The organism is Crocosphaera watsonii WH 8501 (assembly GCF_000167195.1).
Lineage (GTDB): Bacteria > Cyanobacteriota > Cyanobacteriia > Cyanobacteriales > Microcystaceae > Crocosphaera > Crocosphaera watsonii.
Map to the genome: position 1 here is coordinate 1 of NZ_AADV02000055.1, position 22,256 is coordinate 22,256.

Genomic DNA, 22,256 nt, shown 5'->3' on the forward strand with positions numbered 1-22,256 from the left:
ATGGCCCGGGGATCCCGACGGTCATCTGGTTTGGATGACTATCACAGTTTAGATCGCAAGGGAAGAAAAGCAGCCGGTGTCACGNGCCTTAAACCCCAGAGCGAATAATTTTGATCTGATGTATGAGCAAATTAAAGCTTTAAAATCAGGTCAAGCCATTGATAAACCAATTTACAATCACGAAACCGGAGAACTTGATCCTCCCGAACGCATTGAACCTAATAAGGTAGTGGTTATCGAAGGATTACACCCTTTATTTGATGAGAGAGTTCGTGAATTAGTTGATTTTGGTGTTTATCTCGATATCAGTGATGAAGTTAAAATCAACTGGAAAATTCAACGGGATATGGCTGAAAGGGGGCACACTTATGAGGATGTGTTAGCCTCTATCAACGCTAGAAAGCCTGACTTTAGTGCTTTCATCGAACCCCAAAAACAACACGCTGATGTGGTGATTCAAGTCTTACCTACTCAGTTAATTGAAGACCACGAAAGTAAGTTGTTACGAGTTCGTCTGGTTCAAAAAGAAGGTATTGCTAACTTTGAACCCGCTTACTTATTCGATGAAGGTTCTACCATTGATTGGCGGCCTTGTGGACGTAAGTTAACTTGTGCTTATCCTGGTATCAAGATGTACTATGGTCCCGATAACTTCATGGGTAATGAAGTCTCTATGTTAGAAGTAGATGGTCAATTCGATAACCTCGAAGAAATGATCTACATCGAAAGTCATCTCAGTAAAACCGGAACCAAGTATTATGGGGAGATGACCGAACTTTTACTACAACATAAAGATTATCCTGGTTCTACCAATGGAACTGGTTTATTCCAAGTTTTAGTAGGTTTGAAAATGAGAGAAACTTACGAAAAAATTACCGCAGTAGAACAAGTCCCTGCTGAAGTTTAATTATTAGTTTCAATTCATCTCAAAAGCGTGAGAAACAACTTGTTTTACTCACGCTTTTTTTTATATTTAACGTATGTTACATTGCTTAATGGAGCATCAAGAACAAAGTAATTGGTGTTGGAAACCACTATCATGGAAAAGGGGCAAGATTGCTGCTCCCAAAAACCTACTTAATATTACCTAAAATCACTCATATTAGTAGCTAATTTTAATAAATAGGTAGGTTTTTGTGTTCAAACCACTAATGTGATACAATTAAACTCAACAGTTTTGGTCATTATCTCAAAAATGTCATTATCAAATAGATAGGGATTTAAACGCAGCAAAAAACTTAGAAAAACTAGGTCAAGCTATGGCCGAAGTTACGCCTGTGGACAAGACGAGGGACCCCGCGCCGTCGTACGGCGCACCTGGTAGCGCGAGGAAGGAGCCGACTCCCTTGGATGAAACAGGAAATAAAATAGACTCAAATCAAGATAAAATCAGGTCTAAGACTTATGGGAGTAGATTTGACTAAGTTTTATATAGCGGTTAGTTTAATTAGCTTATTAGGAGCTTGTCAGAGCTTCAAACGTCCAGAACCCCCTGCTACCCTCAATAGTCGTTACAATGACCAACAACCTGCTCTAAGTGGAGATGGTCGCTGGTTAGCTTTAGTCTCTAACCGTAATAATAGTAATGAAATTTTGTTGTATGATTTACGGGGGAAAAAGTTTATTCAACTGCCAGGGTTAAATCAAGGTAATGTTATTCTAGAAAGTCCTAGTTTAAGTCGCACGGGACGCTATTTAGTCTATATTTCTAGTGTACAAGGAAGGCCAGATGTAGCTATCTACGATCGCGCCACTCGACGAGCAGAAATCTTAACTCAGAATTATCGTAATTGGGTGAGAAATCCTCAAATTAGTGCCGATGGACGCTACATTGTTTTTGAAACCGCACGACGGGGACAATGGGATATTGAAGTTTTAGATCGGGGGCCTTTAATTGAGTTAGATATTCCTGATGGTACACCAGTTGCTAACCCTTGAGTTCGGAGTTCGGAGTTCGGAGTTCGGAGTGATGATTGGTTTAAGTTGAAGGTTCATTTGTGAAATATTGTCTTATTACTTGGATAATTGTTATTAGTAGTATTGCGACGGGGTGTACTGGTTATCCTCGTTACCTCAATTTTCCTTTTGATGGAGGAGGAAGGGCGTTAAATAGTCGTGCTTCGGACTTAGAACCCAAAGTTACTTCTACTTATATTGTTTTTATTTCTGATCGGAATGGTTCCCAAGATGTTTATCTTTTTGATGCTCAACAACGACAATTAATTTCTTTACCAGGGTTAAATGCGTTGGATGAAATAGCGTCTCATCCTTCTATTTCTGAAGATGGTCGTTATCTGGTTTTTGCTAGTAGTCGTCAAGGAAAATCTAATATTTATCTTTATGATCGAGAAACGGAACAAAAACGTAATTTAACCTCTAACTTACAAGCAGAAGTACGTCACCCTATTATTAATGCTGAGGGAACTCAAATTGCTTTTGAGGTTGCTAAGGATGGACAATGGGATATTATTATTTACGATTTATTCGGTAATCCTTTAGAATTTTAAAATAAAAATAATATTCTTTAATTATGGTGCTAGAGAAATTACAACAGATGGTTCCTGTTGATGAGGTTGAAGAAGAGAAAACTAAACAGTAGGTTCCTGGTTGATGATATGGATTAAAACGTTGACAACATAAGTCAAAGCTCGATTAAGGAACAATCAAAGAAGCTTCTTTAAGTGAGGCTTTTAAGTCAAATTCTTTATATACCTATACAAACTCCAGTATAAATGAGGAGTGGAAGAAGAATTTTTTCAGTCGCTTATGTTTTTTCTTCTTTTTCGCTAACATTTTAATGAGATGATTTATTTCTCTTTATTAAGATAATTTAAGTGATAAAAGCCTATCATTAGTAGCAGCCTCTTCATATTTACTACGATTTCAATTAAAATACTATAAGATAAACAAAAACAACAAGAACAAAAGTATGGGTAAGTCAAGATTCTTGAAAGAAATCAAAAAACTGAACAAAAATAAAATTAATGGGCATAACATCCATGAAGTTATTGCAGGAACTCTTATTAACCCCGAGCAAGTGACAAGCATACCTATAGGAGTGAAGGGAATTAAGAGCCTTACGGATGCTAATGAGTATTTTTATAGAAAGTACGACCGTGGTGCGGTTATTTTTGTTCCTTTGTATGATGATATATTCAGCATCGGCTTTATCAAATTAGATGATTTTAGAAAGACTCAAAGTACATCTCTATCGCTGGTGAAAGGATATAATCCACTATATGAAATTGTCGCTAGTGTTGATCCTCGTTTATCTGTTTCCTCTGTGAATGAATGGGGGAATTTTCAAGTTAATTTGACCATAATCAAAAAGACAGATGCTTACTGTACGCAAATCGTTTTCTAGTCGATCAAATTTGTTAGACTAATATAGATAAAAAATAAAGTTTAGATACTAAAAGTATGCCTACTTGGTCACAAGCGCTCGCAAAACCAGCAGAAGAGTTCCCTTTAAAACCTTTACCCATCCTATCAGGAGAAATTCCCGATGGACTAAGAGGAACGTTATACCGTAATGGACCAGGAAGACTGGAAAGAGGTTCCCAAAAAGTGGGTCATTGGTTTGATGGGGATGGAGCAATTTTAGCCATTCATTTAAGAGAAGCAGGTGCAGAAGCAACCTATCGTTATGTACAAACTGAAGGGTATCAAAAAGAAGCTGAAGCTAATGAATTTTTATACCCTAATTATGGAATGACTGTTCCTGGTCCTTTTTGGAAAACTTGGGGAAAAGATGTTAAAAATGCTGCTAATACCTCGGTTTTGGCTTTACCTGATAAATTATTAGCTTTGTGGGAAGGGGGCAACCCTCATGCCTTAGATTTAGATGATTTAGCAACCAAAGGATTAGATAATCTCGATAATTTAAGCGAAAAACAATCCTTTTCTGCACATCCAAAAATAGATCATAAAACTGCTAATATCTATAATTTTGGGGTTAGTTTAGGGGCAAAAGTAACCTTACATCTCTATCAAAGTGATACTACAGGAAAAGTAATTAAAAAATCAGATTATCCTTTGGATGGTTTAAGGATAGTTCATGATTTTGTTTTAGCTGGATCATACATAATATTTTTTGTTCCTCCTATTCGTGTGAAACTATTACCAGCAGCATTAGGGTTAGCTAGTTTAAGTGAGGCAATGGAATGGAAACCAGAACTAGGGACAGAAATATTGATTTTTGATCGAGATAGTTTATCCTTTATTAGTAAAGCAAAAGCTGACCCTTGGTTTCAATGGCACTATAGTAATGGATGTGTTAATCAAGAGGGTAATATTCTTGTTGAATTTGTCCGTTATCCTGACTTTTCCACTAATCAAAACTTAAAAGAAGTAGCTACAGGAAAGACAAAAACCCCAGTAAAAGGAACCCTTTGGGAAGTAGAAATTGAGCCAAAAACAGCTACAGTTATCCGTCAAGAACAATTATTAGATAGAGGTTCAGATTTTCCCATTGTTCCCAGTCATCAAACCGGACAAAAATGGCGTTATACTTATCTCTCAGTGCATCGAGATAATGCAGATTTATCCCAGGAAATTCTTGGAGCGATCGCCCGTTATGATCGACAATTAAAGAAGATAACTGTAGCAGATATGGGAGAGAATAGATATCCCTCAGAACCGATTTTTGTGCCTAATATTCCTAACTCAGAACAAGGATGGGTATTAACCGTTGTTTATGATGGAAATAACCATAGTTCTGAACTGAGAATTTATGATAGTGAGGCGTTAGAAAGTAGTCCTTTATGTCGTTTAGGACTACCTAATGTTATTCCTATAGGATTTCATGGTACTTGGAAACAAGGTTAAAATGGATAATGGATAATGGGTAATTATCTATTATCCATCAACAGTTAATCATTAATGTGGTAGTAAATTTTCTCCAGTCTTTCCTGTGAGTAACCAAAGAAAAGATCGACCCCCATCCCTAATAATTTTTTCGACGGGTTCAGAGGAATCTTTAGAAGGGACTGATAGGGGTTTAAGGATAATTCCTTGAGCACCAAAGACAATTTCTCCGATAATTCTAGCGCGATTCATGTGATTATCCGAGGTAATCAAATAAACACTATCGATCCCTTGCTCTTTCAATTCTTTGACTAAACTGGTAAAGTTGGTTACTGTGTCCTTAGCTCGATAATCAAGGTGAAGGCGATCGCCACTAACCCCTGCATTGCTGAATATTTGAGTGACATAGTGTTGGGGACTCCCGGAAGATACCCAAATGGGTAAGTCAGGGTGTTTAAGGGCCAGTTGAGCAGCAAAGCTTTCTCGATCTTTGTGTCCCCCTAAGACAAATATTGCTTCGGGTTGCACAAAATGACTTTGTAACTGTTTATAACCCAACCATAACCCCACAGTAGCTAGACAAAGAATTGGAAAAAGGCGTTTTTTTCGTTTTCGATGGGTAACACCTTTAACTTCTGGTTTAGAAGAACGAATTTTGAGGAACATAGATTATGATATTTATCCAACGTCTTGATCAATCTGTGCTAAAGTTCCATCACAGGGTTAAATCAATTATTTTGAGTGTCTATAGCAGAGTAAGAAAATTAGTTAAGACATTTTAGCTATTACTGACTCTTATTTCGAGGCAGCAAGAAATATACTCTATGTCTTAATGGTAATGGGTGGTGCTATAAATCTGAGACACCAAAAATTAGGTTTAGCTTACCTGACAATGATATTAAGGATAGAGTCAATTGCTCAAGGTTTAGCACATATACCTTATAAAGGACGCATCTAATATAATTATGCTCCCAGATCAAATGAAAGATTATGATCTTTTGTTAATTTTATCTTGAAAATCTGATTATCCTCTAGGGTTGCTTGGGGCGATCGCTACATTAATTTCCTAAGCAAATATGTATTTATTCAAAACAGGAGAGAGATAAACTAAACCCAGGTAATATTTTTTCTCCGCTTAAATCAGTTGGTAACGCTTTAATTTCTACGGGTTTATCTTGACGGTAAATTTCAACTTGTTGTTGTTGAGGATTAATTAACCAACCTAAGTGTAAACCACTATCAAGATACTCTTGCATTTTCTCTTGAAGTGTTTCTAAAGAATCAGTACGAGAACGAAGTTCAATGACAAAATCAGGACAAATAGGGGGAAACTTTTCTTGTTCTTGTCGACTCAATGACTGCCAACTAGTTAAACTAATCCAAGCAGCATCAGGGGATCGATCGCCTCCATTGGGTAAACGAAAAATTGTCGAGGAACTAAACACTTTTCCCAGTCCAGTTTGACGGTTCCATATTCCTAAATCAATGATAAAATCCGCTTCTCTGTTTCCACTAATTCCTCCAACCGGTGGCATAACAATTAATTCTCCCTTAGCGTTTCTTTCCAGTTGCAAATCTTGGTTAACTTGACAAAGACGGTAAAATTGTTCATCAGTTAAGTTAACCGTATCTAAGTTTAAAATTAATGCTGTCATAGCTCAATTTCCTCCAAACAATTACCCTAATATTAACTAGGAATAAATCAATTAAAAACTAGGTAATTTTTGCCAATATTCTTTTAATAAAGTTGCTACTTTTCCTGATAACAACAGACAACCCAAAAGGTTAGGAATAGCTAAGGTTAATAACATCATATCGCTAAAATCAACCACTGCCCCTAAACTAACCACAGAACCGATAAAAATACAAGCTAAAAAGATAACTTTAAAGATAATAGAACTAGGTTGACCAAACACATAAGCCCAACATTGTTCACCATAATAACACCAAGTAATCATAGTAGAAAAACCAAATAAACAGATAATTCCTACTAAGACAAAAGGAAACCAATCAATTACTTGACCAAAGGCCATTGCTGCCAAAGTAGACCCACTAATATTATCTCCTACGGACTCCCCATACATTCCCGTGGTAATAATAACTAAAGCAGTTACATTACAAATAATAATCGTGTCGATAAATGGCTCTAAAATAGAAACAATTCCTTCTTGTACGGGTTCCTTTGTCTTGGCCACCGCATGGGCGATCGCCGCCGATCCCAAACCGGCCCCATTAGAAAAAGCACTGCGTCTGATCCCTTGTACCAAAATACCGATCAGCCCCCCTTCCATGCCAGATAGGGAAAAAGCATTATTAAACATCAACCCAAATGCAGCAGGAATAGCGTTAAAATTAGCTATTAAGACCCATGAACAGCCCAAAAGGTAAAAAAAGACCATCACTGGCACTAACTTGCTGGTAAGCACGCCAATGCGACTGATGCCCCCAATAATCACTAAGCCTACCAACAAAGCAACGATTAAACCATACAGCCAATCGTAGTCTTTAACCGCCGGAACTACCACCGCCAAAGCAGCAAAAGATTGATTGACCTGGAACATATTACCACCACCAATGGCTGCCCCTAAACCTGCGATCCCGTAAAAAATAGCCAATCCTTTGCCTAAAGTTTCCTGGCCCATTTCCTTTAACCCTTGGGACAGATAATACATGGGGCCGCCGATAATAGTGCCGTCGGGGTTGACAAGGCGATATTTGACCCCTAATGTACATTCCACGAACTTATTAGACATTCCCAAGAAACCAGCCACAGTCATCCAAAACACAGCCCCCGGCCCACCCATTTGGATGGCAATGGCCACCCCGGCAATGTTTCCCAGGCCAATACTAGCGGATAAAGCGGTTGCTAATGCCTGAAAAGAAGACACTTCACCCTTAACCTGATCATTTTGCTTGTAGAAACCTAAAGCAATTTTAACTGCGTGTAAGAAGCCGATAATACTAATAAAGCCCATGCGTAGAGTAAAAAAAATCCCCCCTATGAGCAACCAGAGGATAATCACGGGAAAATGGGCAACTTCTAAAAAAAGTACCTGTTCAATAAGACTTACCAGACTCGAAAACAGGCGATCGATATTATCTAAAAATTGATTCACAAAAGTTAACGTAAAAAGCTACTACTTAGCCAAAAGATAAAAAAGATGGCCATGCCAATGAAAGATTGACTCATTTCGGCGGAAATATTTGCCCCTTGTAATATTTGGGCGATACCCAATCCTAAACCAACCCCGATAAATAATCCTGCTAAGGTGATTAATAAGGCGCGACCGAATTTATTTTCCTTGCGATTGAGAAAATAAATATTAGCAAAAACCCCTAAGGCCAAGAATACAGAAATTGAAGAAGAATTGGCACTAGAAAAGGCCACGAATAAAGCTAAAGCCAGGAAAATGCCCGTTGGCCAAAGAATATCCTGAGAAGAGGGGGTATCAATGAACTGCTGTAACCAGGAAGGAGAATTATCCAACGATAGGGGGGGAGGGGTTGGGGGGGTTTCTCGCTGGCGTTCCGCAAAACGGATGCGATCGGGGACCTTAATTCTACCTTCTTGACGCAGTTTCAACCGTTCCATGATAATCGAATCGTAGGCCGCCTCGATATCTTCAACGGTTTTCACGTCGTTACTATATTGTTGTGTTAAACGGGTTTTAGCTGCTTGGATCTCCTCAAAAGAGGCTGTTTCGGTGACACCAAGCTTTTCATAGGGTGTTTGTTGACTCATCTAGAACCTCCTTCCATATTTCCTTCATCAAACCACTGAAAGCGTTAAAATTGCCATTTTGTTTGTCAAAATGGTTAATCATTAAGACTTGTTAACCATTGACAGATATTTTGAACTCGATTATATCGTTTTTAAACAGAGTTGGGTTGCATAACTATCAGAAGATTTTATAATGTCTCTGAGGTTTGGGTGTTCATCTTGGTCTGATTGTTGTCCATTGGCGTAGGATTAGCCATTTTGTTTTCTTCTAGTTCTGCTTTCATGGTGACAGATTCTTCAAGTTGTTGGGCCTCTCGTTTAAACTCATTTTCAAACTCTTTAGACGCATCTTGGAAACCACGAACCGCTTTACCGAGACTTCGCCCTATTTCGGGGAGTTTTTTCGGTCCAAATACCAATAAGGCAATCACTAAAATTAAGCCCATTTCCGGCAGTCCAATGCCAAAGACATTCATAAGTTACTCCTAATCTTTCCTTATCAGTCTATCGCAATAGGAGTCTAGTGGGGAGTGTGGGAAGTGTGGGGAGACTGGGAGATGGGAAGTGTGGGGAGACTGGGAGATGGGGAGACTGGGAGACTGGGAGACTGGGAGACTGGGGAGACTGGGGAGAGTTATCATTGACAAAAAAACCCCGAAAAATCGGGGAACATATAACTGAGGATAACGGTGATATATTGGCTACAATTTTACGAAACCTTTACCACCGTTAATTATTGATGAGCAACTTAGGGCTTAACCTCCCCAAGTTACAGTAAATCCATCGAGAATAAGAGAAGAGTTGTAAATTTGCAGGATAATTAACAGGAATACGAAGAATAAGCCCATGAAAACTCCCATTAAAGGGGTAGTTCCCCATCCAGGGACAACTTTTCCATATTCGGAATTAAGGGGTCCAAGTAAATCTCCTAATCGAGTACGTTGTGCCATAATTTTTTAATCAGTATCTATCTAAGATTTACAGTTTATCAGAAAATTGCTTGGAAAATATGTTGTTGATTTTTTTGTGACGTTTTCCCCTGACTGTCTTTCAGGGATCTCATGTCCAGAGTCCGAACCCTCAAGTTAGTTTCAAAATAAACAATAAATTAAACTATACCTGAAACTGCTTCGAGCGAGAGATAGCCAGTCCGTTTTAACGGAACCGGCTGGTGGAGCGAGATGATGGTTTTAACCATCAGTATTTAATTTAAGCTTATTCTGCTGTGATGGTTTTTCTAGTTTTGGTAAACCTGATTTCAATGCGACGACGTTGAGCATCGGGTTTAGGGTTGGGTTCGGCAAATGTTCCATTTGGAAGGGTTAACTGACCGGCAGAATAAGCTCTAAAACTCTTTTGAGCATCCAATGTTTCCACAGGATTATTGTCTGCAAAAATTCTCTGTAACTCTTTAACTACTGCTAAAGCTCTTATTAGCCCTAAATCGGCATTAGAACCTGGAGTAAGTTTGGAAATTGGTAAATTACCTGTAGCAGATTTTTCTAGTGTCTTATCTAAATTACTAACACGATTACCAACAGATTGACCATCAGTCTGACCGACAACTACTACTGTATCTATGTCATATTTATTAAAATTTTCTTCAATTTTCTTTGCCAAATCAGTAGCAATAAAGTTTTTTAAATTTGTTGTTAGTCCTCCACTTCCAGAAGGAAAAGCATATTTTCCTGCTCCTTCAATAATAATATTGGGAGGAAACTCGTTTTCCCTTTCCTATAATTTTGCAGTCAGTTCATCATTTTCTTTGGTTAATTTAGCAATCTCCTCTTTTAACTCTTGTGGATTTTCCTTAGCTAGGGCATTTTCCTCAGTCAAACTTCCTTGAATTGAAAAGATAATGAGCAGAAAAATAAAGGCAAGTAAGGTAAATAATTCAGCGTACTTAAGTTGACTAATTTTCATGATTTTAATGTTCTATTGGGTGACTCGTTGAATATATTTTTTCAGTTCTTTTAGTTCCTGCCAGACTGTGTGTGTCTCTTCAAGATATTTACTAACTTCATTTGCTTTTTCTGCTGTTTTCTTCATGCTATTAGAGGCATTTCCAGTATTTCGAGAAAGGTTATCTAAATTTGTTTTAATTAGTCTTAAGCTGTTAGACCAATCACTTGCATCATCTTTTAATAATGTTGTTTGCTCACTGAGAACACTATTAATTCTTTGAAAGGCATTTGATAATGCTTGTTGTTGACTATCTAATACATTACTGATTCCTTGAAAAGCATTTGATAATGGTTGTTGTTGACTGTCTAATACAGTATGGATTCCTTGAAAGGCATTTGATAATGGTTGTTGTTGACTATCTAATACATTACTGATTCCTTGAAAGGCATTTGATAATGGTTGTTGTTGACTATCTAATACAGTATGAATTCCTTGAAAACTTTTTGATAATGGTTGTTGTTGACTATCTAATACATTACTTATTCCTTGGAAACTTTTTGATAATGGTTGTTGTTGACTATCTAATACATTACTTATTCCTTGGAAACTTTCTGATAATGGTTGTTGTTGACTATCTAATACATTACTTATTCCTTGAAAGGTATTTAATAAGGGTTGTCGTTGACTATCTAATACATTACTTATTCCTTGAAGACTTTCTGATAATGGTTTTTTTGATTTTCTATTGTAGTATTTAAAGACTCAATAGTTGGGGCTAATGATTGAGACTCTTTATTAAGTTTTGCAAAACTTTTAGAAATACCTTTAGTGTATTGTTTTAATTCTCTGTCTAATGTTTCAGCAACAGCTTCGGCAACAGAATTAGCAATTTCTTTCTTAAGAGAATCTTCTTCATGCTCACCTTGAGAAGAAATAAATCCTCCTAACCACCACCCTAATAAACTGGTGATTAAAGCACTACTTAGAGGTGATAGTAAGTTATTAAGATTAGCAATATTATCTCCTACTAAACCAACAGCTACAATAAAGCCAATTAATGTATGTAAGTAACCTGCTGTCTGAATAAAATTACCGTCTTCAATTTTTCTCTTTGATTTTTCGTCACGAAATACAGTCAAGAAAAATAAACCTAATACATGAGTAGTTCCCAAAACTAACAAAAATTTAGGAGCAATGAATGAAACTTGATAAATTAAGAGAAGACCACAAAAAAGGGTTAGTCCTGTTCCTACAAAATAAATTGTCAGAAAAGTCTGTCTATTAGACATAATAATAATACTCCTCAAATAGTAAAAATTGGTATTTTATTCTTTTGTATGTTGAACTAAGCTAACAAGCTCAAGATTTTGTTGAAATTCCATTATAACAATATCAAATTTATCTGAAAGACTATATATTTGCACAAAATCATCATAGTTAGAGGAATCACTTTGTTGATAATGTTATGGTATAGACTGATACATTTAGGCGAGACAAGATGGTACATTCCCCCTTCCCCTATTGTGCAACAATGGCATCACCATCTTTGTTTATAGTGAAGGTCTCCACTATTTTGCTATTTGTTTTATATAGCACTTCTCATACTCGTGAGGTACATAGTTTTTTGTAGATACGTTGCATGCAACGTATCTACAGGAGGGCAGGGTGTACCTCATGAGTCCAAAAAACGCTATACCAATTTCAAAAAGTGGGGGTTAACAGCCGTTAACCCCTACTACAGATTTTTGTGGGGTTTAACTGCCTTTGAACCCTATAATATCAACATTAGTTCTTGACGCTCTCCTGGCTGAAGCGCAGGAGATTCATAACGAATCCCTGTCGGGATGGTTATTATCTTGTTTTCACAAGTTCCCAGGCTCACCACGTTTGCCTCAAAGGGCGTAGTGATATTTCCTTAAACCCTGCCAATTCAGGTGTTGGGCGTGTACTTTCCGAGAGTCCCCCGGTAGGTCTTTAAGTCTTGTACTGACTAACTTTATTATACCATATTCACGGCATTTAAAAATGAGCAGCGACCCCGCGCCGTCTTAGGGCGCAAGGGAATGCGCTGCGATGCCGAGTGGTTCTACATCACCTGTTTAAAAACAGGCGTTTTGAACATCCCGTGTGTTGTTATAATTTTATAAAAATTAAAGATATGGCCTACTTAGTGGGTTCCAGACGAATTAATTTCCCGTTACTATCATCCGTGAAAACATAAATGAACCCATCAGGACCTTGTTTAACATCCCTAACCCGTTGTTCAAATTTTATGGGATATTTTGCTACAATTTCCCCAGCATCATTTAAGTCAATATGAATCACTTCCCTGGTCACTAAACCCCCTGCAAATAAGTCCCCTTTCCAGTCCATAAACTTATCCCCATCATAAAAAGTTAGTCCCGAAGGTGCGATGGCAGGAGTCCAAACCACCAAGGGATCAACCATACCCGGAAGCGATCGCTTATCAGATATCTCACCCCCCGTATATTCCTGACTATGAGTCACCACTGGCCAACCGTAGTTTTCTCCTGCTACAACCTTGTTGAGTTCGTCTCCACCCCTCGAACCGTGTTCCGTTGACCATATTTGACCTGTCTTCTTATCAATGGTCAAACCTTGTATGTTACGATGACCATAACTCCAAATTGCAGGGTTAGCATTTTCCTGGTCTAGAAAAGGATTATTCTCAGGAATGCTACCATCGTCGTTGATGCGTATAATTTTACCTAAATAACTGTCTAGCTTTTGCGCTTGTTTGCGAATCAATTCACCATCTATTTTTAAGGGTGGGTTCCCTCCGTCTCCAATAGAGGCTAACAGAGTTCCATCATTTAACCACTGTAAACGAGAGCCGAAAAGTTGTCCTCCTCTCTTCGTCGGGGACACCTCAAAAATGACTTTAACATCTTTTAGTTGATTCCCCTCTAACATAGCACGGGCTATTCTGGTTTGGTTTTTTCTGCGAGTCCCCGAACTATATGTTAAATAGATGTAACTATTTTCGCTAAAATTGGGGTGTACCGCTATGTCTAACAACCCTCCTTGCCCCACGGACAAGACTTCTGGAATCCCTTGAATGGGTTGGGGTTCTAATTTACTGTTTTTGATAATACGGAGTCTTCCAGGGCGTTCTGTGACGAGTATATCACCATTGGGTAACCAGTCCATACCCCAAGGGTTTTCTAACCCCTCTGTGAGAATAACTTGTGTGATATTTTGTTGGCTTGGTGATGCTTGACTGCTTTGACTTATTGTTGGTTCAAGGCTCTGATTATTAGAAGAGTTCAAAGGAGAAAAACATCCACCTATCCCTAATACAATTAGGCTTTTAAATATAGCTAGATAAAATAGTTTAAAATTAATTAATTTCATGATTATTTTGTTAAATTTAAGCTATTCATTGCCGCTCTTATTATATCATAGTAAGGCTTTTTAGTGACATCTATTTCTTGAGCTTCTTGGCGATTTATTCCTAATAGTCCTTTTCTTTGTCCTTTGCGAATGGCTAACACTTTACCCTGAGAATTTTTTATTTTTAGTTCTTGTTCTTTTTCTGAATAATAACAAATATAATCTTTCCCTTGATAAGTGAAACTGTTGTGAGGTTTGATTGTTGCACCAGCAGGTAAACGGACCCCGACTATTTCTAATTCTATATTAACAGCACCGTTCCAGTTATTCTCTGTTAACTTATAGGCAATATCTAAGCATTTTGGTAGAGGAAAGTAGGAACCAAACCGCCAGGCGATCGCTTTTATTTCTTGACCATCATCTTGACCTAATACTAACTTTAGATGATTTTTCCCCACGGTTCTTTGTTCCAATATTTTTACATTCGGAGTCCAAAACACAGGAAAGGCATTTTGTATACCCCAAGGTTGTAAACTATCGATATTCTCATATAACTGAGTTTTTAACTGTTTAAAATCTGCTTGTCCATCGATTTTTACTAAAGGTTTAAGGTGATGGGGTTCTAGTAATTGATGGGCAAATTGACTCAATCTTTCCTGAAAAGCAATTAAATTATCACTCCCTAAACCGAATCCCCCTGCCGCTTTATGTCCCCCGTATTTTCCCAATAAATCATAACAATACACTAAGGATTCAAAGATATTAAATTCTTCAATACCTCTAGCTGAACCCCTAATTTTACTGTAATCTGCTTCTTCATAAGTACCAATAAAAACAGGAACTCCGTAACGTTCAACCAAACGAGAAGCAACGATACCAATAACTCCGTGATGCCATTGAGGATGAACAACAACTAAAACCCTATCTCTTTTGTAATCAATAGGAGTTGTTCTGATTAAATGTATTGCTTCCTGTTCTATTTCTTCACACAGACTTTTTCTTTGACTATTGATTTGTTCGCATTGCATAGCCCTTTCTAAAGCTATTGCTGGGTCATCGGTTATTAATAATTCAATAGCAGTTTCTGGATCACCAATTCGTCCCACTGCATTAATTCTTGGTCCCAATTTAAAACCAATATCATCGGGTTTTAACTGTTTTTGTTCTTCACTAACCCCTGCTACTTGCATTAAGGCTTGAATTCCTACTAACTGTGAATTTGGTAACTGTTTTAATCCCTTTTTTAACCAACGACGATTAACCCCGACTAAGGGAGCTAAATCTGCAATTGTTCCCAAGGTAAATAATTCTAATAAAGAATCAATAATTCCATCACTTTTCTGTAATGCTTCAGCAAGAGTTACCGCTAAAATATAAGCAACTCCCACACCAGCTAAACCCCGATAAGGGGATTGAATCGGTAATAATTTGGGGTTTAAAATAGCATCAGCAGGGGGTAACTTTTCTGGTAAATCATGATGATCAGTAATAATAACTGTTAACCCTAATTCTACAGCTAACTTAATGGGATTATAAGCAGAAATGCCATTATCAACGGTTAAGACAACCCCTACTCCCTCTTCAGCAAACTTTTCCACAATTCTTTCGTTAATCCCATAGCCATCTTTCATACGACTAGGAATTTCATAATAAGCGTCCCCTCCGAAATGATTGAAAGCTCGTAATAATAGAGAAGTGCTAGTCATTCCGTCAGCGTCATAGTCCCCACAAATAGCAATTTTTTCCCCTGTTTCAATGGCTTCTTTTAACAGTTCAATACTGGGAAATAAATCGGGAAATTCTGTTAAAGGATCGGGCAAGTTTTCCGTCTCGGGGTTAATATAAACTTGAGCTAACTGGGGACTATCGATACCTCGATTTAAGATCACCTGAGCAAGTAAAGGGGATAGTCCCGTTTCTGCTACCAATTTTTTGACTTGATCTGGGTTAGGAGAGGCAATGTACCATCGTTGATCTGGTAATTTCATGCAAACTTAGTCTAAGATTTTCTCGCTTGAATTATAACCAATAAGAGAAGATTACCGATTTTTGTTTTAAAAATGCTAAGCCCCTACGGTTGCAGGAATTTGTGCTACGATATGCTTGCCAATTTCTAAAGATGCAGTAGCTGCTGGAGAAGGTGCATTACAAACGTGCAGAGCTTGTTGATCTTGGACAATTAAGAAGTCTTCTACTAACTTACCATCCATTTTTAACGCTTGCGCCCTCACCCCTGCCTCACATGGAATAACATCATCACCAGTGACATCGGGAATTAATTGTTGTAAACTGTTGACGAAAGCTGCTTTGCTAAAGGAGCGAATAATTTCCTTGATCCCTTCATCGGCGTGTTTGGCTGCCAGTCGCCAAAACCCAGGATAAGCCATCACTTCAGCTAACTCTTTGAGATCAAAATCTGTCTTTTTATAGCCTTCCCGTTTCAAGCTTAACACTGCATTGGGACCGGCGTGAATACTCCCGTCTACCATCTTGGTGAAATGCACCCCCAAAAAGGGGAATTCAGGGTTAGGAACGGGATAAATGAGACTTTTGACCAAATAACGTTTTTCGGGGGTTAATTGGTAGTATTCGCCTCGAAAGGGAACGATTTTGGCCTGGGGGTTCACCTTATCCAGTTGCGCGAGGCGATCGCTATACAACCCCCCACAATTTATAATAAATTTAGCTTTAATTTCCCCGTGACTGGTTTCTAATAACTTATAATTGTCACCATTATTAATCTGCAAAACCTTAGTATTTAGTTTGATTTCTCCCCCTTGTTTTTCAATTATTTCTGCATACTTCTGACAGACTTTTTTATAGTCAGCAATACCAGATGTGGGAACATAAATTCCTGCTAAACAGTTAACATAAGGTTCTTTTTCTTTTACTTCTTCGGGGAATATTTTCTTAACTTTTAAACCATTTTCTAAACCCCTTTTATAGAGATTATCCAATAAGGGTAACTCTTTTTCTTTGGTCGCAACAATTACCTTACCACAGACTTCGTGAGGTAGATCATGTTTTTGACAAAATTCTACCATTGATTGACTTCCGGCACGGGTAAACTTTGCTTTAAAACTTCCTGGTTTATAATAGATTCCAGAATGTATTACCCCACTATTATGGCCTGTTTGATGATAAGCTACTTCCCTTTCCTTTTCAATGACTGCTAACGACGCATGAGGAAACTTCTCCCCCAACATCATTGCTGTAGAAAGTCCGACGATACCTCCACCAATAATAGCAAAGTTATACATAATCTTATCCAGTTCAAGTTAGTAGTAGGGTGGGTTAGACAGTTATGGTTTAGGTTATCACAAGAAAATAACAATCAGTCGTAAACCACCAATAATAGTGAACTATGACGTTTTCTTGTTGGTTTTCGTTCCTCAACCCAACCTACTTCTGCTATATTGATGCTTTATGTTTAAAGTGAGCTTTTATTTAAGGATAAATTGAACATTAATTTTCAATTTCAGATTTCATTCTTTCTAATGTCATATTCATTTGATCAAACATTTGTTGGGGGGTCATACAAAACTGGCCTAACTGGGTTTTTAATTGTTCCACGGTCATTTGTGCCATAAAATCTTCTGATAATTCAAACCTTTTCATAAAGATTTTATAACGATCCATGAGTGCTTCCATTTGATCAATGAAAATCTTTTTACCCTCACGGTCAAATTTACCGTATTCTCCGCCCAATTGTATCAAAGATTGATAATCCTCAAACAATTTTTTGGCTTCCTCTTGAACCACTTCTGAATCAAAAAATCCCATGATTATTTTTCCTATGCTATTAGTGAGTATCTACTATAAGCTAGACTCATATAATTATAATAGACTTTAAAGAGATTGAAAACTACGGTTTACCGTATCATCAGTAAGTTTAACCCAAAATTCCGAGGAACCCTCCCTGCTGAAAACCGTCTTTTACAGTACACTGGTCTTATTTACCCTTACGCTTAACCCCAATGGAAAAGTTGGAAAAGCTATTTAGTCATCCGAAAAGCCGTAAAGTGGCCATTATTGTCGCTTTACTATCTACTATTGTCCCCTGGCCCATCGCTGGTGTACATAAGTTTTATCTTGGCCAACCTGTTTGGGGTGTAATTTATTTACTATTGTGGAATACCCCTATACCCAGTATTGCTTGTGCGATCGATGCAGTTTGGTATTTTGTCCAAGGAGAAGAACAATTTAATGATCAATTTAATGGTTTAACTCCTAGTAATCCTTATAAAGTATATACAAAAAAACTAGAACCTCTACAAGTAAATGTTATTTCTGAAGGTTTACGAGAATTAGATAAACTAAGAGAAGAAGGGCTAGTTTCTGACTATGAATTTGAACAAAAACGCCGTAAACTTTTGGATAAAATTAATTAGTTTCAGCCATCAGTTATCATTTATTTAGTTGTTCCTTGTATATTGTTGAAGTCTTGCTTTGTTAAAAACTATGTTTTCTTCATTTTCTAAACAACTAAACCCCCGTAAAAGAAAAATCCGTCAACAAATAGAAAACGATCCTTATTATCGTTTTCAGTCTTTAGAGGAAATTGCGATCGCAGTAGAATTAGGAATAAAAATTGATGTTACTCATGCTACTATTGACGACTTATTAAGATTACCTGGAATTTCTATTCATCAAGCGAGAAATTTAGTAGAGTTAATACAAACAGGGGTAGAAATTTTATCCATAGAGGATATGGCTGCTTCCTTAAATATTCCCTTATCTCGTCTTAAACCTTTCGCCTCTATTTTAGCTTTTTCTTATTATGATCCCGAAAGTTTAGTAACTTTTAAGAAAATAAATATTAACACAGCAGCTTTAGAAGATTTAGGGATAGTTCCTAATATTTCTGAAGAAATAAAACAAGAAATAATCAGCGATCGCCAAGAAAAAGGTAAATATAAAAATTTAGTTGATTTACAAAAAAGATTACAATTAAATGGTATAATAATATCAGAATTAATGCACTATATTAGCTTTTAATTTTCAACTCCGAACTCCGAACTCAAAATGTTAACATTTAAAAAGACGACTTTGATTGATGCGCCGATAGAAAAAGTTTGGGAATTCCACGAACGTCTTGATATTTTAGACATATTAACTCCTCCTTGGCAACCGGTTAAAGTTATTAAAAGAGAAGGAGGGTTGGATATTGGCGCAATAACAGAATTTCAACTAATGTTAGGGTTTATTCCTATTCGTTGGTTAGCTCGTCATACTGAGTGTAATAAACCCTATTTATTCGTGGATATCCAAGAAATTGGACCCTTACAATCTTGGGAACACCGTCATAAGTTTACCTCAAAAAATGGTCAAACAGAACTAACCGACGAAATTAAATACGAAATTCCTGGGGGTAGAATTGTAGAAATTTTAATCGGTTGGTGGGTTGATTTTCGTTTACAAGATATGTTTAGTTATCGTCACGAAACTACCCAAAAATGGATAATGGACAATGGATAATGGATAATTGTCATTCCGAGGAACGAGGAATCTCTTTAAAACTGACTTAAAAACCGCATATCGCTATTATAAAGACGACGAATATCGTCAATTTGGTGTAATACCATAGCAAAGCGTTCGATCCCTAAACCAGCAGCAAACCCTGTATAAACTTCAGGATCATAACCCACTGCTTTTAAGACATTAGGATCGACCATACCACAACCCATCACCTCTAACCATTTCCCTTTCCATTGGACATCAACCTCAGCAGAGGGTTCAGTAAACGGGAAATAACTAGCGCGAAACTTAACTGGTAATTCTTCCCCGAACATTTGGGTTAAAAATTCCTTAATGGTTCCCTTGAGATCAGCAAAGGTTAACCCCTTATCCACCGCCAAAATTTCCACTTGATGGAAAACCGCCGAATGGGTAGCATCTACTGTATCCCGACGATAAACCCTACCTGGGGCGACAATACGGATAGGAGGTTCATGGGTTTCCATGTAGCGTATCTGTACAGGAGAGGTATGGGTTCTCATTAAGATATTATCGCTCAAAAAGAAAGTGTCCTGCATATCCCTAGCTGGATGATCAGGGGGAATATTCAACGCCTCAAAATTATAATAATCCGTTTCTACGTGGGGACCGGTTGATACCTGATAACCCAACCCTACAAAGATATCTAAAACCCTGTCTACGGTACTGTTGAGGGGGTGTAAACGTCCCAAAGAACGGGCAACCCCTGGCATAGTCACATCAAGGGTTTCGGCTGCTAATTGTGCCTTTAACTTAGCGGTTTCTAGGGTATTTCGTTGCGTCTCTAAATTACTTTGTAAAGCTTCTTTAACTTCATTAGCCAAAGAACCCACACGAGGGCGTTCTTCTGCGCTTAATTTTCCCATTCCTCGTAAGATTTGGGAAAGTTTGCCTTTTTTTCCTAAATAGTTAATTCTCAGTTGTTCTAATGCTTCTAAACTGTCAACAGCAGTAATTTCCTTTTCTGCTTCCTGTTGTAGTGTTTGTAAATCTGTTTCGAGGGTATTAGACATTGTGGCCATTGAGTTGGGAAAGGACAAAATTTAGACACAAACTCTAGTGTAGCGAACTTTGGGACTATGGCATAGTATTTATAAGGAACAGTTCGCTAAATAAGCAGATGGGGTAAGTAGCAAAAAATTCTTGTTTTTGTATTGTATAATTTTCAAAAATCAACAAATTCTCGTAAGTCTTTTAAAATATTTTTAATTTTTTCATCATCCTTTAATTCCCAATTACTGACTCGAAAAACGTGCCAGTTTTCTTTCCGTAATTTTCTATCCTCTTTCAATCGCTTTGCATAAGATTCCTCATCTGCATACCAATTTGAATGTTTTTTTATAGCATAATGACTAATATCATCAACTAAAATCACAAATCTTTTATTATTCCAAAATGCTACAAAGTCAACTCTATAAATATCATGGGAATGGCTAGATGAAATCGAACGAAGGTTTTTTCTAGACTTAGAGTGCCACTGAATCCATGCTTGAGGAATTAAGACAGGTATATTGTTATACTTCATGTTTAATATATTCGCATATTGTCGAAAAAATTGTTTTTCATATTTAGTTTGATTCATCTCGACAAGACTTGTTCTCAGTGTCTCATCTGTCGAATTAGTAAGATGGTATAAAGATTGAAGTGAATTCCAAGAAAAATTTGGATATACTTCTCCTTTTAATAATCCTAATCCACTTTGTAGCTCAAAATTGAGTTGTTGACTACCGTTTTTTGCTGTAATAGAAAAATCAGGTTTCGGAACGCCAAAAGGTAAACCAGCAGGAAATTGCTCATCAAATAAGTTTTCCCTAACTATTAAATCTTCTCTAATAATTTTTCCATCTTTTATCTTAAATCCATTTTTAATACATAAATTACGAAGATAATTTTTGGAATCTTCTTCTAGCTTAAATAACTGTAAAGTGTACTCAATAACTTTTAGGAAGTTTTGAACTGTCTCTTGAATTTCCCAGTTTGCATGGTTATAATAAGCTTCAACAAGTCCTCTGCGAGTTCCATCACTTAAAAGTAACTGCTCACCGCAACAAAAAAGTCTTATTGAAAAGCACTACAAACAACATCAGTTGAGTCAACAAAAATATAAGCCCTGTGATTTAGCGTAAAATTTAAGCTAATTTATTACGGCTATTTTAATGACTAACATTCCCAGAATCAAGTCTTTTAAAAACCTCAAATAAAAACAACAATATGAGAAAAAAAAAAGAATAGTAAGATAGTTTTTTGTTAGCGGAGATTATCAGCTAACCTTTTGTATTTTTGTGCAGAGAGATAGGGGGATCAAGAAAAATCTATCCCCCATCGGCTCCGGAGCCTTTTACATCTCTAATCCTGGGGGACTCCGACCAGCTAATGACAATAATTCGCATAATTGGACAATGGCATTTTGCCCCTGTAATCTCATGGTCTCTAAAAAACTGAACATTTGGGTGACTAACTCTGCACCCCAGTCGCTTCTTGCTCCCCCACTTACTTTGCGGTGAATGACAATGGGACGTAAAGCTCTCTCAGCATCATTATTATCTGGTTTGACTTCAGGATAAGTTAGAAAGGTGAACCACTCTTCCCAATGACGTTTGAGACGGTTAATCAATCTTTGTGCATCATAAGGCCATCCTTTTTTGGGAGTTGCTTTAAAAATCTTTTGCAGTGAGTTCTCGACTTCTGTTCTTTTGGAGCCTAAGTCTTCAAGGGTTAAATTTCGAGCATGATAATGACGATAATGGATACGGGCGGTTGCTAAAACTTGCTGTACATCGGCAGCAAATTCTCGATTCGCTTGAAAACGACTGGTTTTAAGGGACTCTAACTCTCGTTCTAAATGTGCCAGACATTTCTGTTTGGCCATCGCACTTTGTCTAAAGTAGGCACTATAGCAGTCACTGGTGAGGATGCCCTTAAAATCTGCTCCTAACAATTTCTCGACTTCTGCGGAGCTTCTAGTGGGAGCCAA

Annotated in this window: 22 protein-coding genes and 2 pseudogenes; 8 read left to right on the top strand and 16 right to left on the bottom strand. The window is 37.4% G+C overall.

Going from position 1 to position 22,256, the window contains the following annotated elements:
* From CWATDRAFT_RS19000 to CWATDRAFT_RS19020, 5 genes and pseudogenes are all read left to right on the top strand, one after another.
* A pseudogene (locus CWATDRAFT_RS19000) lies at positions 1 to 907 on the top strand (phosphoribulokinase); the annotation flags it as partial.
* Positions 908 to 1,404: 497 nt separating this feature from the next.
* Positions 1,405 to 1,938 (top strand): TolB family protein, encoded by a 534-nt coding sequence (locus tag CWATDRAFT_RS19005; RefSeq protein WP_007306563.1) that lies wholly within the window; start codon positions 1,405 to 1,407, stop codon positions 1,936 to 1,938.
* Between the two features lie 59 nt (positions 1,939 to 1,997).
* On the top strand, positions 1,998 to 2,507 hold the full coding sequence (locus tag CWATDRAFT_RS19010) for a TolB family protein (protein WP_007306564.1): 510 nt from the start codon (positions 1,998 to 2,000) through the stop codon (positions 2,505 to 2,507).
* 422 nt (positions 2,508 to 2,929) lie between these two features.
* A complete protein-coding gene (locus CWATDRAFT_RS19015) occupies positions 2,930 to 3,364 on the top strand; it encodes a hypothetical protein (protein ID WP_007306565.1) in 435 nt (144 codons plus the stop codon).
* A 56-nt stretch (positions 3,365 to 3,420) separates the two neighbouring features.
* Positions 3,421 to 4,827 carry a carotenoid oxygenase family protein gene (locus CWATDRAFT_RS19020; protein ID WP_007306566.1) on the top strand — a complete coding sequence of 469 codons (1,407 nt, stop codon included), beginning with the start codon at positions 3,421 to 3,423 and terminating at the stop codon, positions 4,825 to 4,827.
* Positions 4,828 to 4,878: 51 nt separating this feature from the next.
* Here CWATDRAFT_RS19020 and CWATDRAFT_RS19025 read toward each other — a convergent pair whose 3' ends face one another.
* The 13 genes from CWATDRAFT_RS19025 to CWATDRAFT_RS19085 all read right to left on the bottom strand — a co-directional run bounded on the left by CWATDRAFT_RS19025 (position 4,879) and on the right by CWATDRAFT_RS19085 (position 17,569).
* The gene (locus tag CWATDRAFT_RS19025; protein ID WP_007306584.1) at positions 4,879 to 5,472 is read right to left on the bottom strand and encodes a YdcF family protein; all 594 of its coding nucleotides are present in this window, start codon (positions 5,470 to 5,472) and stop codon (positions 4,879 to 4,881) included.
* A gap of 416 nt (positions 5,473 to 5,888) precedes the next feature.
* Positions 5,889 to 6,461 (bottom strand): Uma2 family endonuclease, encoded by a 573-nt coding sequence (locus CWATDRAFT_RS19030; protein WP_007306583.1) that lies wholly within the window; start codon positions 6,459 to 6,461, stop codon positions 5,889 to 5,891.
* A 51-nt stretch (positions 6,462 to 6,512) separates the two neighbouring features.
* On the bottom strand, positions 6,513 to 7,922 hold the full coding sequence (locus CWATDRAFT_RS19035; protein ID WP_007306582.1) for an alanine/glycine:cation symporter family protein: 1,410 nt from the start codon (positions 7,920 to 7,922) through the stop codon (positions 6,513 to 6,515).
* 5 nt (positions 7,923 to 7,927) lie between these two features.
* The gene (locus CWATDRAFT_RS19040) at positions 7,928 to 8,548 is read right to left on the bottom strand and encodes a CPP1-like family protein (protein WP_007306581.1); all 621 of its coding nucleotides are present in this window, start codon (positions 8,546 to 8,548) and stop codon (positions 7,928 to 7,930) included.
* 167 nt (positions 8,549 to 8,715) lie between these two features.
* On the bottom strand, positions 8,716 to 9,003 hold the full coding sequence (locus tag CWATDRAFT_RS19045; RefSeq protein ID WP_007306580.1) for a TatA/E family twin arginine-targeting protein translocase: 288 nt from the start codon (positions 9,001 to 9,003) through the stop codon (positions 8,716 to 8,718).
* Between the two features lie 279 nt (positions 9,004 to 9,282).
* Entirely contained in the window at positions 9,283 to 9,477 is a 195-nt protein-coding gene (gene psbH / locus CWATDRAFT_RS19055) for a photosystem II reaction center phosphoprotein PsbH (RefSeq protein ID WP_007306579.1), read from the bottom strand.
* A 265-nt stretch (positions 9,478 to 9,742) separates the two neighbouring features.
* On the bottom strand, positions 9,743 to 10,147 hold the full coding sequence (locus CWATDRAFT_RS31850) for a hypothetical protein (protein ID WP_007306578.1): 405 nt from the start codon (positions 10,145 to 10,147) through the stop codon (positions 9,743 to 9,745).
* Positions 10,148 to 10,261: 114 nt separating this feature from the next.
* Positions 10,262 to 10,450 (bottom strand): hypothetical protein, encoded by a 189-nt coding sequence (locus tag CWATDRAFT_RS31855; protein ID WP_050018363.1) that lies wholly within the window; start codon positions 10,448 to 10,450, stop codon positions 10,262 to 10,264.
* A gap of 683 nt (positions 10,451 to 11,133) precedes the next feature.
* Entirely contained in the window at positions 11,134 to 11,613 is a 480-nt protein-coding gene (locus CWATDRAFT_RS19065) for a hypothetical protein (RefSeq protein ID WP_157134115.1), read from the bottom strand.
* A gap of 982 nt (positions 11,614 to 12,595) precedes the next feature.
* Positions 12,596 to 13,807, bottom strand: coding sequence for a PQQ-dependent sugar dehydrogenase (locus tag CWATDRAFT_RS19070; RefSeq protein ID WP_007306576.1), 1,212 nt, complete (start codon positions 13,805 to 13,807; stop codon positions 12,596 to 12,598).
* 2 nt (positions 13,808 to 13,809) lie between these two features.
* Positions 13,810 to 15,774, bottom strand: a complete 1,965-nt coding sequence (gene recJ, locus CWATDRAFT_RS19075) for a single-stranded-DNA-specific exonuclease RecJ (RefSeq protein WP_007306575.1) — start codon at positions 15,772 to 15,774, stop codon at positions 13,810 to 13,812.
* Between the two features lie 75 nt (positions 15,775 to 15,849).
* Positions 15,850 to 17,046: an L-2-hydroxyglutarate oxidase gene (gene lhgO, locus CWATDRAFT_RS19080; RefSeq protein WP_007306574.1), complete on the bottom strand. Its 1,197-nt coding sequence runs from the start codon at positions 17,044 to 17,046 to the stop codon at positions 15,850 to 15,852.
* 205 nt (positions 17,047 to 17,251) lie between these two features.
* Positions 17,252 to 17,569: a DUF1825 family protein gene (locus CWATDRAFT_RS19085; protein WP_007306573.1), complete on the bottom strand. Its 318-nt coding sequence runs from the start codon at positions 17,567 to 17,569 to the stop codon at positions 17,252 to 17,254.
* A 194-nt stretch (positions 17,570 to 17,763) separates the two neighbouring features.
* Here CWATDRAFT_RS19085 and CWATDRAFT_RS19090 point away from each other — a divergent pair, with 194 nt between their 5' ends.
* From CWATDRAFT_RS19090 to CWATDRAFT_RS19100, 3 genes are all read left to right on the top strand, one after another.
* Positions 17,764 to 18,177 (top strand): NINE protein, encoded by a 414-nt coding sequence (locus CWATDRAFT_RS19090; protein ID WP_007306567.1) that lies wholly within the window; start codon positions 17,764 to 17,766, stop codon positions 18,175 to 18,177.
* 70 nt (positions 18,178 to 18,247) lie between these two features.
* Positions 18,248 to 18,784 carry a helix-hairpin-helix domain-containing protein gene (locus CWATDRAFT_RS19095; RefSeq protein ID WP_007306568.1) on the top strand — a complete coding sequence of 179 codons (537 nt, stop codon included), beginning with the start codon at positions 18,248 to 18,250 and terminating at the stop codon, positions 18,782 to 18,784.
* A gap of 27 nt (positions 18,785 to 18,811) precedes the next feature.
* Positions 18,812 to 19,264, top strand: coding sequence for an SRPBCC family protein (locus tag CWATDRAFT_RS19100; protein ID WP_007306569.1), 453 nt, complete (start codon positions 18,812 to 18,814; stop codon positions 19,262 to 19,264).
* 35 nt (positions 19,265 to 19,299) lie between these two features.
* Here CWATDRAFT_RS19100 and pheS read toward each other — a convergent pair whose 3' ends face one another.
* The 3 genes and pseudogenes from pheS to CWATDRAFT_RS19115 form a co-directional block, all read right to left on the bottom strand.
* Complete coding sequence (gene pheS / locus CWATDRAFT_RS19105) at positions 19,300 to 20,304, bottom strand: phenylalanine--tRNA ligase subunit alpha (RefSeq protein WP_197083656.1); 1,005 nt, start codon at positions 20,302 to 20,304, stop codon at positions 19,300 to 19,302.
* A gap of 143 nt (positions 20,305 to 20,447) precedes the next feature.
* Positions 20,448 to 20,864 (bottom strand): hypothetical protein, encoded by a 417-nt coding sequence (locus CWATDRAFT_RS40090; RefSeq protein WP_021831857.1) that lies wholly within the window; start codon positions 20,862 to 20,864, stop codon positions 20,448 to 20,450.
* Between the two features lie 756 nt (positions 20,865 to 21,620).
* Positions 21,621 to 22,256: pseudogene (locus CWATDRAFT_RS19115) on the bottom strand (IS66-like element ISCwa4 family transposase); the annotation flags it as partial.